Origin of the sequence: Pseudomonas putida (assembly GCF_002906855.1) — a bacterium.
In the GTDB taxonomy this organism is placed as follows: domain Bacteria; phylum Pseudomonadota; class Gammaproteobacteria; order Pseudomonadales; family Pseudomonadaceae; genus Aquipseudomonas; species Aquipseudomonas putida_N.
The window spans coordinates 2141604-2154205 of the sequence record NZ_MINI01000028.1; the positions used below are offsets into that span (position 1 = coordinate 2141604).

Genomic DNA, 12602 nt, shown 5'->3' on the forward strand with positions numbered 1-12602 from the left:
CCCGGGGATGATAACCAAACCTGACGACAAAGGGGGCTGTTCAGCGTACGCCGAAAAGAGTACAAATGTACTCCATGGACAAACTCACCCCAAAACGCCGTGCAATCCTCGGCTACATTCGCGAGCGCATTGCCGACCACGGTCAGCCGCCAAGCCTGGCCGATATCGCCAGCCGCTTCGGCTTCGCCTCGCGCAGCGTCGCGCGCAAGCACATCACCGCGTTGTGCCAGGCCGGCTACATCGACGTCACGCCCAATCAGGCGCGGGGCATTCGCCTGGCCGAGCCCCTGCGCCGGCCGGAAATCCTCGAAATTCCCGTGCTGGGGCAGGTGGCCGCCGGTGCGCCGATCGGCCCGGACCTGGGCATTCACGAGCAATTGCTGCTCGACCCCAGCCTGTTCCGTCGCACACCGGATTACCTGCTCAAGGTGCGCGGTGATTCGATGATCGACGACGGCATCTTCGACGGTGACCTGGTCGGCATCCGCCAGCAGGGCGAGGCAGGTGATGGCCAGATCGTGGTCGCGCGCCTGGACGGCGAAGTCACCATCAAGCGCCTGCAGCGCCAGCCCGGCGGTTACCGGCTGTTGCCGCGCAACCCGGCGTATGCGCCGATCGACGTGGGGCCTGAGCGCGAGTTCTTCATCGAAGGCGTGTTCTGTGGCCTGTTGAGGCGCGACTGATGGGCGCGGTGGTCGACCTCGATCGGCTGCTCGACCAGCGTCAGGTCTGGCGTGGACGACAGGGCCAGGTGCGCCCGGCCGGGTTGCAGCCCACTGGCCATGCCATGCTCGACCAGCGCCTGCCGGATGGCGGCTGGCCGGCCGCAGCTCTCAGCGAGTTGCTGTTGGCCAGCCCCGGCTGTGGCGAGTTGCAACTGCTCTGGCCATCCCTGTCACGCCTGACCGTTGAAGGCGGGCGGGTGGTGCTGGTGGCGCCGCCGTTCATTCCCTATGCACCGGCCTGGCAGGCCGCTGGCGTGGACCTGCGCTGGCTGGTGCAGGTCGATGCCGGGCAGGCGGATGCCCTGTGGGCGGCTGAACAGTGCTTGCGTTCCGGCAGCTGCGCAGCGGTGCTGTGCTGGCCGGAGCGTGCCGATGACCGCGCCCTGCGTCGCCTGCAAGTGGCCGCCGAGACAGGGCAGGCACTGGCCTTCGCCTGTCGGCCGCAACAGGCTGCACACAACCCGTCGCCCGCTGCGCTGCGTATTGCCGTGGATACACGCCCGGCGCAATGGCGCGTCCTCAAGTGCCGTGGCGGCATGCCACCGGCCATGCCAATCGCCTGCCCAGGGCGGGGCTGATGCATCATGCTCTGGGCCTGCATTCTCCTGCCCCAGCTGGCGCTGGACTCGATCCTGCGCGAGCGTGACGACGCCGATGCGCCACTGGTGCTGATCGGCGGCCCCGTTCAGCGCCGCTTGCTGCAAGCCGTCAATCCCGCCGCGGCGGCGCTTGGCCTGCGGGCGGGGCAGACACTGACGGCCGCGCGGGCCCTGGCCGACGGGTTCCACTGTGTCGAGGCCGACCCGGCCCGCATCGAGCAGTTGCAGCAGTTGCTGGCGGCCTGGGCCTACCGCTTCAGTGCCCAGGTGAGCCTTCACTACCCACGCGCCCTGTTGCTTGAAGTCGGCTCCAGCCTTCAGCTGTTCGGCCCCTGGCCGCTGTTCGAGGCCCGCCTGCGCGAGGAGCTGGCTGCACTGGGCTTGCGCCAGCGCATCGTGCTCGCGACCAACCCGGTGGCGGCCCGCATGCTTGCCAACGGCCATGATGGCCTGGCACTGACCTGTGCCGACCAGACTCGTGCGGCGCTGGCGCGCATGCCGATCGCGCGGGTCGGGTTGCCAGCGGAAGCTGCCGAAGCCTTTTCCCGCATGGGTCTGCATCAGTTGGGCCAGGTGCTGACCCTACCGCGAGATGCGCTGGCCAGGCGTTTTTCCGCCCAGGTTCAATTGCACCTGGACCAGTTGCTCGGGCTGCGTTCAATGGGGCTCAACTTCTATCAGCCGCCGGACCGCTTCGAAACGCGCCTGGAACTCAACTTCGACGTCGAATCGCACCAGGCCTTGCTGTTCCCGTTGCGGCGCATGCTCAATGACCTGGCGGCCTTCCTCGCCGGACGCGACTGCGGCGTGCAGCGTTTTTGCCTGTACCTGGAGCACGTCGAAGGGCCGGACACTCAATTGCAGGTAGGCCTGCTGGCCGCCGAGCGGGACGCCGCCATGCTGTTCGAGCTGGCCCGTGGGCGCCTGGAGCCGCTGCGCATCCCGGCACCGGTGCGTAACCTGCGGCTGGTCGCCGATGACCTGCCGCCCTTCGTGCCCCAGCACCAGGCACTGTTCGACCCTCGCGCCAAACAGGCCCAGCCTTGGGAGCAACTGCGCGAACGGCTGCGCGCGCGCCTGGGTGATGAAGCCGTCAAAGGGCTGCGCGCCGAGGCCGACCATCGCCCGGAGTGCGCCTGGCAGCCAGCGGAGCAGGGCGCCCAGGGCAGCCTGCCAGCCTTGCCCGGTAGTCGCCCAGGCTGGTTGTTGCCCACACCGCAGGCCCTGGAAGCGACTGATCACATACTGCTCGGGCATGCCGAGCGCATCGAGTCTGGCTGGTGGGACGGTGGCGACGTGCGCCGGGACTACTACTGCATCGAAACCCGCGATGGCCTGCGTGGCTGGGCCTATCAGGACCTGGCCCAACCCGGCCCGCTGTGGCTGCAGGGTTGGTTCGCATGAACGCGCCAGGCTATGCGCCGGGCTATGCCGAGCTCCATTGCCTGTCCAATTTCAGCTTCCAGCGCGGTGCATCGAGCGCCGAAGAGCTGTTCCGCCGCGCCCGCGAGCAGGGCTACCAGGCCCTGGCGATCACTGACGAGTGCACCCTGGCCGGTATCGTGCGCGCCTGGCAGGCCGCCAAGGCGCAACAGTTGCGCCTGATCGTCGGCAGCGAAGTGCGCCTGCAGGATGGACCCAAACTGGTTTTGCTGGTGCAGAACCTCACGGGCTACCAGAACCTCTGCGCCTTGATTACCCGTGGCCGTCGGCGGGCCGGGAAGGGTGACTACCAGTTGTTCGCTGACGACCTGCAGCAATATCATGAGGGTTTGCTGGCGCTCTGGATTGCCGAAGGTTGCGATGACCAGGCGACTGGCCGCTGGCTGCGCGGCCTGTTCGCCGAGCGATTGTGGCTGGGTGTGCACCTGCACCGCGGCAGTGATGATGACCGGCGCCTGTCCCGCATGCGCGAATTGGCGGCGCAGTTGGGCATCCGTGCCGTGGCCTGTGGTGACGTGCACATGCATGTCCGCGGCCGGCGCGCCCTGCAGGACTGCATCACCGCCATCCGCCAGCACTGCAACGTGGCCGAAGCAGGGCGCCATCTGTTCGCCAATGGCGAGCGCCACCTGCGTGCGCTGGAGCAACTGGCCGAGCTGTACCCGGCAGACCTGCTGGCCGAGAGCCTGGTGATCGCCGAGCGTTGCCAGTTCGACCTGAGTGAACTGCGCTACCAGTACCCACGCGAGCTCGTGCCCGAGGGCCATACACCTGCCAGCTGGCTACGCGCATTGTGCGAGCGGGGCTTGCCTCTGCGCTGGCCGTCAGGGCCGAGCAGCAAGGTACGAGCGGTGCTGGACAAGGAACTGGCGTTGATCGAGGAGCTGGGCTACGAGAGCTATTTCCTCACCGTGCATGACATCGTCGCCTTTGCCCGCAGCCAGCACATTCTTTGCCAGGGCCGTGGTTCGGCAGCCAACTCGGTGGTGTGTTTCGTGCTGGGCATCACCGAGCTCGACCCGATGGCGCATCGCCTGTTGTTCGAGCGCTTCCTGTCCCGTGAGCGCAACGAGCCGCCCGATATCGACGTGGACTTCGAGCATGACCGGCGCGAAGAGGTGATCCAGTATGTGTTCCGCCGTTACGGCCGGCACCGCGCCGCACTGACTGCCGTGGTCAATACCTATCACGCTGCCGGCGCTGTTCGTGATGTGGCCCGGGTGCTGGGCTTGCCTGCCGATCAGGTGGATGCCCTGGCCAAGTGCTGCGGCCGCTGGAGCGACCGTATCCCGGACGATCAGCGGCTGGCAGAGGCCGGCTTCGAACCCGGCAGTCCGTCGCTGCGGCGCATCCTGGTCCTGGCCGGTGAACTGATCGGTTTCCCCCGTCACCTGTCCCAGCACCCGGGTGGCTTCGTCATTTCCGAACAGCCGCTGGACCACCTGGTGCCGGTGGAAAACGCCGCCATGGCCGAGCGCACGGTGATCCAGTGGGACAAGGACGACCTCGACATGGTCGGCCTGCTCAAGGTCGATGTGCTGGCCCTGGGCATGCTCAGCGCCTTGCGCCGTTGCTTCGACCTGCTGCAGCGCCACCGTGGTCGGCAGTTGACCCTGGCGACCATCCCCAGTGAAGACCCTGCGACTTACGCCATGATCAGCCGCGCCGAGACCATGGGCGTGTTCCAGATCGAGTCGCGGGCACAGATGGCCATGCTGCCGCGGCTCAGGCCCACCACTTTCTACGACCTGGTGATCGAGGTCGCCATCGTGCGCCCCGGGCCGATCCAGGGCGACATGGTTCACCCGTACCTGCGTCGGCGCCTCAAGCAGGAACCGGTGACCTACCCCTCGGAAAAACTCAAGGAGGTCTTCGAGCGCACCCTGGGCGTGCCGCTGTTCCAGGAGCAGGTGATGGAACTGGCCATGGTCGCCGCCGACTACAGCCCCGGCGAGGCTGACCAGTTGCGCCGCAGCATGGCAGCCTGGAAGCGCCATGGCGGGCTGGAACCCCATCGCCAGCGGCTGGTCGAGGGCATGCTGCGCAACGGTTACGACCTGGCGTTCGCCGAGCGTATCTTCGAGCAGATCAAAGGCTTTGGCAGTTACGGCTTCCCTGAGTCGCACGCGGCCAGCTTCGCCTTGCTGTGCTATGCCAGCAGCTGGCTCAAGTGCCATGAGCCGGCGATCTTCACCTGCGCGCTGGTCAACAGCTGGCCGATGGGGTTCTACAGCCCGGACCAACTGCTGCAGGAGGCGCGGCGGCAAAGGATCGAGGTACGCCCGGTGGACGTGTTCCACAGCGAATGGGACTGCACGCTGGAACCCGATCGCCACGGTGTCTTGGCTATCCGCCTTGGGCTGCGACAGATCCGGGGTTTCAGCGAGGTGGATGCCCGCCGGTTGGAGCAGGCGAGGGCGCAGCGCCCTTGGCGGGATGTCGAAGACCTGTGCCTGCGCGCCGGGCTCGATAGCCGCGCCCGCGCCCGGCTGGCCGATGCGGGGGCACTGCGAGCCTTGGCCGGTGACCGCCACCAGGCACGCTGGCAGGTGGCGGCGGTGCAGGCGCAATTGCCGCTGTTTGCCGAGGTGCAGGCAGTGCCGGAAGCGCCAGTGGCGTTGCCCGTGCCAACGGTTGGCGAGGACCTGGTTGCCGATTACGACACTTTGGGGACGACGTTGGGCCCGCATCCACTCAGGCTGTTGCGTTCACGGTTGCGGGCTTTGGGCTGTCGCAGTTCTGGCGAACTGGCTGGGGTCGAGCATGGCGATGCGATTGCCGTGGCCGGGCTGGTGGTGGGGCGACAGCGGCCGCAGACCGCCAGCGGGGTGACCTTCGTTACGCTGGAGGATGAGTTCGGCATGGTCAACGTGGTGGTCTGGCGTGACTTGGCCGAGCGGCAGCGGAGGGCGCTGGTGGGGTCGCAGCTACTCAAGGTGAACGGGCGGCTGGAGCAGGAGAACGGGGTGCGGCATCTGATCGCTCGGCGGCTGGAGGACATCAGCCCCTTGCTACAGGGGCTGGATGTAAAAAGCCGGGACTTTCATTGATCTTGCTGGCCTCTTCGCGGGACAAGCCCGCTCCTACAGGGATTGCGCGCAAACTGAAGGTTGTGGTGATCCCTGTAGGAGCGGGCTTGTCCCGCGAAGAAGTCCACTAGGTCTATCAGACCATCGCCAGATGCTGCTTGCGCGTCGGTGCCGGAAATGCCCGGTCCATCAACCGCAGGTCTTCAAGGGTCAGGGTCAGCGCCCCGGCAGCCGCATTCAACCGCACATGCTCTGCAGATACCGCCTTGGGAATGGCAATCACATCGTTTTCCCGCGTCACCCAGGCCAGGCTGACCTGCGCCGGCGTCGCCCCATGGCGCTCGGCGATCTCGCTCAGCACAGGATGCTGCAACAACCGCCCGGCCTGGGCCAGCGGGCAATAGGCCATGGTCGGCAAGCCCCGTTGGCGACTCCACGGCAACAGGTCAAACTCGATGCCACGCTGCGCCGGGTTGTATAGCACCTGATTGGTGGCGCAATCGGGGTTGTGCAGTTCGCGCAGGTCATCGACATCGAAGTTGGACACCCCCCAACGGCGGATCTTGCCCTGCTCGCGCAAGCGCTCGAACGCCTCGACTGTCTCCTCCAGCGGATACTGGCCACGCCAGTGCAGCAGATAGAGGTCGATCACCTCGGTACCCAGGCGCTGCAGGCTGCGTTCGCAGGCTTCAGGCACGCCACGGCGGCTGGCGTTGTGCGGGTACACCTTGCTGACCAGAAACACCTGGTCACGACGCCCGGCAATGGCTTGGCCGACCACTTCCTCGGCGCCACCTTCGGCATACATCTCGGCGGTGTCGATCAGGGTCATGCCCTGTTCGATGCCCTGTTGCAGGGCGGCCACTTCGGCAGCCTTGCGGGCCGGGTCTTCGCCCATGTACCAGGTGCCCTGGCCTATGGCCGGCACGCTGCAACCTGCCAGTTTCACGTAACGCATGTCACCTCCGGAGTCTGGGTATGGGAAAGCAGCACCTCGAGCAGCGCCTGGGCTGCAGTGGAAAGCTTGTGGTCGGCGAGGGCGATCACGCTGATGCGCCGCTCGACCGCAGGATCGACCAGCGTCACGCAACGTGCGCCAAGTTCCTGCATCTGGTTGATGCACAGCGCCGGTACCGCGCTGACGCCAAGACCACTGGCCACCATGCGGCCGATGGTCGACAGCTGGTGGCTTTCGAATGCCACCGCCAGTTTGCCGTGGCGTGCCGCGACGTTCTGCTCCAGCAGCAGGCGCACCGCCGACGGGCGCTGCAAGGCAATGAAGTCTTCCGCCAGCAACTGCGCCCAGGTGACCTGGGTTTGCAAGGCCAGCGGTGAATCGGCCGGCACCACGGCGACGAAACGGTCCATGTACAACGGGTGAAAGTTCAGGCCTTCGCTGTTATCCGGCTCGAAACCGATGCCCAGTTCGACGCGGCGATGGCGCACCAGTTCCAGCACCTGTTCGTTGATCACGTCATGCACCGTGACATTGACCTTGGGGTAGCGCTGGCGGAACACCTTGAGCGAATGCGGCAGCAGGTTGCCGGCAAAGGCCGGCATGGCCGCTACCGACACGCGGCCAAGCTGCAGGGTGAAGCGCTGGCGCAGCATCTCTTCGGTGTCGTCCCAGTCGGCCAGCAGGCGCCGGGCCAGCGGCAGCAGCACCTCGCCCTCGGCGGTCAGGCTGACGCTGCGGGTGGTGCGGGTGAGCAGGGCGCCGCCGAGTTTTTCCTCCAGCGCCTTGATGGTCAGGCTCAGGGCCGGTTGCGACACATGCAGGTGTTCACCGGCCTGGGCGAAGCTCTGGTACTTGGCGACGGCGACGAAGGCGCGCAGTTGCTTGACGTTCATGGCAGCCTCGATCGCTGTTTTGGAAAAGTTATCAATCGATGATGAAAACAAAATTAACAAATAAGTCGCCAGCGGTGAAGATGGTCGCACACGCTCACCGACAGCCTCGTCGGTTCAACAACTACAAAAGGCGGATCAGCATGGCCGGACTGGACAAGCGCGTAGCAACCTATGAAGAGGCCCTGGCAGGCCTGACCGACAATATGACGGTGCTGGCCGGCGGCTTCGGCCTGTGCGGCATCCCCGAAAACCTCATCGCTGAAATCAAGCGCCTAGGCGTCAAGGGCCTGACCGTGGTCTCCAACAACTGCGGTGTCGATGGCTTTGGCCTGGGTGTGCTGCTGGAAGATCGGCAGATCCGCAAGATGATCGCCTCCTACGTCGGCGAAAACGCCGAATTCGAACGTCAGCTGCTCAGTGGCGAGCTGGAAGTCGAACTGACCCCGCAAGGCACCCTGGCCGAGAAGATGCGCGCCGGCGGCGCCGGTATCCCGGCTTTCTACACCGCCACCGGCTACGGCACCCCGGTTGCCGACGGCAAGGAAGTGCGCGAATTCAAGGGCCGCAAGTACATCCTCGAAGAATCCATTACCGGCGACTTCGCCATCGTCAAGGGCTGGAAGGCCGACCACTACGGCAACGTGGTGTACCGCAACACTGCGCAGAACTTCAACCCACTGGCGGCCACCGCTGGCAAGATCACTGTGGTTGAAGTGGAAGAAATCGTCGAGCCTGGCGTGCTGCTGCCCAGCGAAATCCACACCCCGGGCATCTTCGTCGACCGGGTGATCGTCGGCACTTTCGAAAAACGCATCGAAAAGCGCACCGTCAAGGCCTGAGCGCCGTCCATCAGAACAACAAAGAGATCCTGACCATGGCACTGACCCGCGAACAGATGGCGCAACGCGTCGCCCGTGAACTGAAGGACGGCTACTACGTCAACCTCGGCATCGGCATCCCGACCCTGGTGGCCAACTATGTACCGGCCGACATGGACGTGATGCTGCAGTCCGAAAACGGCCTGCTCGGCATGGGCGAATTCCCCACCGAAAGCACCATCGATGCCGACATGATCAACGCCGGCAAACAGACCGTCACCGCCCGCCGCGGCGCATCGATCTTCGACTCGGCGCAGTCGTTCGCCATGATCCGTGGCGGCCATGTCGACCTTACCGTGCTGGGCGCCTTCGAAGTGGACGTGGAAGGCAACATCGCCTCGTGGATGATCCCCGGCAAGCTGGTCAAGGGCATGGGCGGCGCCATGGACCTGGTGGCCGGTGCCGACAACATCATCGTCACCATGACCCACGCCTCCAAGGATGGCGAGTCCAAGCTGCTGTCGCGCTGCAGCCTGCCGCTGACCGGTGCCGGTTGCATCCGCAAGGTGCTGACCGACCTGGCTTATCTGGAGATCGAAAACGGCGCCTTCATCCTGCGCGAGACCGCGCCGGGGGTGAGCGTTGAAGAAATCATCGAGAAAACTGCCGGCAAGCTGATCGTGCCGGACGATGTCAAGGAAATGACCTTCTAAAGCATCACACTGTCCCCTGTGGCAGCGGGTTCACCCGCGAAGGCGTCGGTACATTCACCGCCACCTTCGCGGGTGAACCCGCTGCCACAGGGTTTTTGCGTTTTTGCAGAAAAAGTCCGATAAAACCAATAAAAGGAAGTAACCGTGGCCGCTGAAATCCAAGACAGCCGCTCCGCCCGCTTTGCCCTGCGCTGTTCCAACTGGGCTGAACGCTGGTTCCCCGACTCCTGGGTATTCGCCGCCCTGGCCGTGCTGCTGGTGTGCATTGGCGCCCTGGCCATGGGCGCCAAGCCGACCGACACCGCCAAGGCCTTCGGCGATGGCTTCTGGAGCCTGATCCCGTTCACCATGCAGATGGCCTTCGTGGTCATCGGCGGCTACGTGGTGGCCAGCTCGCCACCCGCCGCCAAGCTGATCGACCGCCTGGCGCGCATCCCCAAGAACGGCCGCTCGGCGGTGTGCTGGGTCGCGCTGATCTCGATGCTGGCCTCGCTGCTCAACTGGGGCCTGTCGCTGGTGTTCGGCGGCCTGCTGGTCCGTGCCCTGGCCCGTCGCACCGAACTGAAGATGGACTACCGCGCCGCCGGTGCCGCCGCCTACCTGGGCCTGGGGGCTGTGTGGGCGCTGGGCCTGTCGTCCTCGGCTGCGCAGTTGCAGGCCAACCCGGCCAGCCTGCCGCCTTCGATCCTGTCGATCACCGGCGTGATCCCGTTCACCGAGACCATTTTCCTCTGGCAATCCGGCGTGATGCTGGCCGCCCTGGTGATCGTCTCGCTGGTGATCGCCTACGCCACGGCCCCCGGCCCGAACAGTGCGCGCAGCGCCGAAGACTGTGGCGTCGACCCCAGCTTCACTGCACCGCCGGCGCCCAAGCGCACCCGCCCGGGCGAATGGCTGGAGCACAGCCCGATCCTGATCCTGATGCTGGTGGCCCTGGCCGCTGGCTGGCTGTACCAGGAGTTCGCCACCAAACCGGCGATCACCGCGATTTCCGGGCTGAACACCTACAACCTGCTGTTCATCATGCTCGGGGCCTTGCTCCACTGGCGCCCGCGCAGCTTCCTCGATGCCGTGGCGCGCGCCGTGCCGACCACCACTGGGGTGCTGATCCAGTTCCCGCTGTACGGCTCGATCGCTGCGATCCTCACCCAGGTCAAGGGCGTGGATGAGCAGACCCTGGCCCATCACATCTCGCTGTTCTTCACCCAGATCGCCACCCATGACACCTACGCGCTGCTGATGGGCGTTTACTCGGCAGTACTGGGCTTCTTCATCCCGTCGGGTGGCGGCAAGTGGATCATCGAAGCACCGTACGTGATGCTGGTGGCCAACGACTTGAAATACCACCTGGGCTGGGCGGTGCAGATCTACAACGCCGCAGAGGCGCTGCCGAACCTGATCAACCCGTTCTACATGCTGCCATTGCTGGGGGTGTTAGGGCTCAAGGCGCGTGATTTGATCGGTTTTTCGTTCGTGCAGTTGCTGGTGCATGTGCCGTTGGTGCTGGTGTTGCTGTGGGCACTGGGCACCACGTTGCAATACGTTCCCCCGGTGATGCCTTGAAATAGTTGTGTTATCTGTACCGGCCTCTTCGAGGCGTAATACCGCCGCGAAGAGGCCGGTGCAGGTTTTCAGTCAGTCAGCTTTGCCAACAATGCCGCCAACGCCGCTCGACCTGGCTCGTCCAGCCTGAACACCGGCTTGCGTGGTTCACCCACCGGCAAACCGGTCATTGCCAACCCAGCCTTGATGGTCGCTGGCAACCCGCCTTTGAGAATGAAGTCCAGCAACGGCAGCTGCCGGTAGAACAGCGCCCTGGCCTGCGCCAGGTCTCCCTTCAGCACTGCCTGATACAAACCTTGGTTGAGTGCCGGAATCAGGTTCGGCGCTGCCGTGCACCAACCCTTGGCACCCGCCACGAAGGCCTCCAGCGCAAGTGGATTGCAGCCGTTGTAGAACGGCACCTGGCCTTCCCCCAGCAACTGCAGCTTGTGCATGCGCTGGATGTCGCCGGTGCTCTCCTTGACCATGGTCACATTGGCCACTTCCCGGACAATACGCAGGATCAGCTCCACCGACATGTCCGTGCCGCTGGTGGCCGGGTTGTTGTAAAGCATGATCGGGATATCAATGGCCTCACCGATGGCGCGGTAGTGCTGGAGGATCTCGGCTTCGCTGAGCTTCCAGTAGGCGGCCGGCAGTACCATCACCGCGTCGGCGCCCTGGGCCTGGGCAAAGCGGGCGCGGCGCACGGCACCGGCGGTGGTCAGGTCGGACACGCTGACGATGCTGGGCACTCGTTTGCCGATCTGCGCAAGGCTGTACTCGGCCACCTGCTGCCATTCGCTGTCGCTGAGATAGGCCCCTTCGCCGGTGCTGCCCAAGGGCGCGATGGCCTGCACGCCGCCGTCGATCAGGCGTTCGATGGACTGGCCCAGCGCGGGCAGGTCGAGTTGTTCGCCGCCAGCGCTGAAGGGGGTGATGGTGTAGCCGATGATGCCGTGGATTTCAGTCGTCATTTTAAAAGGCTCCGCAAGCAAGGCATTCAGGGTTCAGTTCAGGCAGTCGACATGGGTGCGCAGGCACTGCCGGGCAAAGTAGTTGAAGGCAGCGGCATGGCGCTTGGGCCGGTCGATCCAGTCGTGGGCTTCACGGCCCAGTGCCGGGGCGATGGGCTTGAGGGTACCGGCTGACATCGCCAGCAATTGCAGACGCGCGGCGCGCTCGATCAGCTGGGCATACACGCAGGCCTGCTCGATGCTGGTGCCGGTGGACAGCTGGCCATGGTGCGAGAGCAGGATGGCGCGCTTGTCCCCCAACGCGGTGCTGATGATTTGCCCTTCCTCGTTGCCCACCGGCACGCCAGGCCAGGCTTCGAGGAAGGCGCAATCGTCGTAGAGCGGGCACAGGTCCATGTGCGAAATCTGCAGCGGGACTTCCAGCATCGACAGCGCGGCGACGTGGGTCGGGTGGGTGTGGATGATGCAGTTCACGTCCGGGCGGGCGCGGTACACCCAGCTGTGGAAGCGATTGGCCGGGTTGGGCATACCCTGGCCTTCGAGCACTTCGAGGTCCTCGTTGACCAGCAGCAGGTTGCTGGCGCAAATTTCATCGAAACCCAGGCCCAGTTGCTGGGTGTAGAAGGTGCCAGGTTGCGGGCCGCGGGCACTGATCTGCCCGGCCAGACCGGAGTCGTGGCCATGGTCGAACAGAATTCGGCAGGTCAAGGCCAGCTTTTCTCGCACATTCCACGTAGTATCGGCAAGCGAGCCTTGCATCTGCGTCAGCGCCTGCTGGACCAGTTGGTCCTTGCTGTGTGTCAGGGTCTTGGCCATGGGTTTTCCTCTGTGGCGTGATGAGCGATGTCAGCGCTGGCCTGTTCCAAAGCTTTAGTCGGTTGGGGAACGGGTCAGCTCGCGACACA

Annotated in this window: 11 protein-coding genes; 7 read left to right on the forward strand and 4 right to left on the reverse strand. The window is 65.1% G+C overall.

The window, feature by feature from the left end; all coding sequences use genetic code 11:
* Positions 1 to 74: 74 nt before the first annotated feature.
* The 4 genes from lexA to BGP85_RS10410 are packed head-to-tail and all read left to right on the forward strand — an operon-like array spanning position 75 to position 5817.
* A complete protein-coding gene (lexA, locus tag BGP85_RS10395) occupies positions 75 to 683 on the forward strand; it encodes a transcriptional repressor LexA (RefSeq protein ID WP_103448238.1) in 609 nt (202 codons plus the stop codon).
* Positions 683 to 1303, forward strand: coding sequence for a translesion DNA synthesis-associated protein ImuA (imuA, locus tag BGP85_RS10400; RefSeq protein WP_103447082.1), 621 nt, complete (start codon positions 683 to 685; stop codon positions 1301 to 1303). Before lexA ends, imuA begins: the two co-directional genes overlap by 1 nt.
* A 6-nt stretch (positions 1304 to 1309) precedes the next feature.
* Positions 1310 to 2728, forward strand: coding sequence for a Y-family DNA polymerase (locus BGP85_RS10405; protein ID WP_103447083.1), 1419 nt, complete (start codon positions 1310 to 1312; stop codon positions 2726 to 2728).
* The gene (locus BGP85_RS10410; RefSeq protein WP_219811524.1) at positions 2704 to 5817 is read left to right on the forward strand and encodes an error-prone DNA polymerase; all 3114 of its coding nucleotides are present in this window, start codon (positions 2704 to 2706) and stop codon (positions 5815 to 5817) included. Before BGP85_RS10405 ends, BGP85_RS10410 begins: the two co-directional genes overlap by 25 nt.
* 115 nt (positions 5818 to 5932) lie before the next feature.
* On the opposite strand, the gene BGP85_RS10415 is transcribed toward BGP85_RS10410, so the two are convergent.
* Complete coding sequence (locus BGP85_RS10415; RefSeq protein WP_103447085.1) at positions 5933 to 6754, reverse strand: aldo/keto reductase; 822 nt, start codon at positions 6752 to 6754, stop codon at positions 5933 to 5935.
* Positions 6742 to 7647, reverse strand: coding sequence for a LysR family transcriptional regulator (locus BGP85_RS10420; RefSeq protein WP_103447086.1), 906 nt, complete (start codon positions 7645 to 7647; stop codon positions 6742 to 6744). Before BGP85_RS10420 ends, BGP85_RS10415 begins: the two co-directional genes overlap by 13 nt.
* A 140-nt stretch (positions 7648 to 7787) precedes the next feature.
* On the opposite strand from BGP85_RS10420, the gene BGP85_RS10425 reads away from it, so the two are divergent.
* The 3 genes from BGP85_RS10425 to BGP85_RS10435 all read left to right on the forward strand — a co-directional run bounded on the left by BGP85_RS10425 (position 7788) and on the right by BGP85_RS10435 (position 10741).
* The gene (locus tag BGP85_RS10425) at positions 7788 to 8486 is read left to right on the forward strand and encodes a CoA transferase subunit A (RefSeq protein ID WP_027916752.1); all 699 of its coding nucleotides are present in this window, start codon (positions 7788 to 7790) and stop codon (positions 8484 to 8486) included.
* Positions 8487 to 8521: 35 nt separating this feature from the next.
* Positions 8522 to 9178, forward strand: a complete 657-nt coding sequence (locus BGP85_RS10430; RefSeq protein WP_103447087.1) for a CoA transferase subunit B — start codon at positions 8522 to 8524, stop codon at positions 9176 to 9178.
* Positions 9179 to 9322: 144 nt separating this feature from the next.
* Positions 9323 to 10741 carry a short-chain fatty acid transporter gene (locus BGP85_RS10435; protein WP_103447088.1) on the forward strand — a complete coding sequence of 473 codons (1419 nt, stop codon included), beginning with the start codon at positions 9323 to 9325 and terminating at the stop codon, positions 10739 to 10741.
* Between the two features lie 68 nt (positions 10742 to 10809).
* Here BGP85_RS10435 and BGP85_RS10440 read toward each other — a convergent pair whose 3' ends face one another.
* Positions 10810 to 11697: a dihydrodipicolinate synthase family protein gene (locus tag BGP85_RS10440; protein ID WP_103447089.1), complete on the reverse strand. Its 888-nt coding sequence runs from the start codon at positions 11695 to 11697 to the stop codon at positions 10810 to 10812.
* Positions 11698 to 11730: 33 nt separating this feature from the next.
* A complete protein-coding gene (locus BGP85_RS10445; RefSeq protein ID WP_103447090.1) occupies positions 11731 to 12513 on the reverse strand; it encodes an aldolase in 783 nt (260 codons plus the stop codon).
* Positions 12514 to 12602: the final 89 nt, after the last annotated feature.

Coding starts and splice junctions, on each gene's coding strand:
- lexA (WP_103448238.1), top strand. CDS start 75: ATGGACAAACTCACCCCAAAACGCCGTGCAATCCTCGGCTACATTCGC.
- imuA (WP_103447082.1), top strand. CDS start 683: ATGGGCGCGGTGGTCGACCTCGATCGGCTGCTCGACCAGCGTCAGGTC.
- BGP85_RS10405 (WP_103447083.1), top strand. CDS start 1,310: ATGCTCTGGGCCTGCATTCTCCTGCCCCAGCTGGCGCTGGACTCGATC.
- BGP85_RS10415 (WP_103447085.1), bottom strand. CDS start 6,754: ATGCGTTACGTGAAACTGGCAGGTTGCAGCGTGCCGGCCATAGGCCAG.
- BGP85_RS10420 (WP_103447086.1), bottom strand. CDS start 7,647: ATGAACGTCAAGCAACTGCGCGCCTTCGTCGCCGTCGCCAAGTACCAG.
- BGP85_RS10425 (WP_027916752.1), top strand. CDS start 7,788: ATGGCCGGACTGGACAAGCGCGTAGCAACCTATGAAGAGGCCCTGGCA.
- BGP85_RS10430 (WP_103447087.1), top strand. CDS start 8,522: ATGGCACTGACCCGCGAACAGATGGCGCAACGCGTCGCCCGTGAACTG.
- BGP85_RS10440 (WP_103447089.1), bottom strand. CDS start 11,697: ATGACGACTGAAATCCACGGCATCATCGGCTACACCATCACCCCCTTC.
- BGP85_RS10445 (WP_103447090.1), bottom strand. CDS start 12,513: ATGGCCAAGACCCTGACACACAGCAAGGACCAACTGGTCCAGCAGGCG.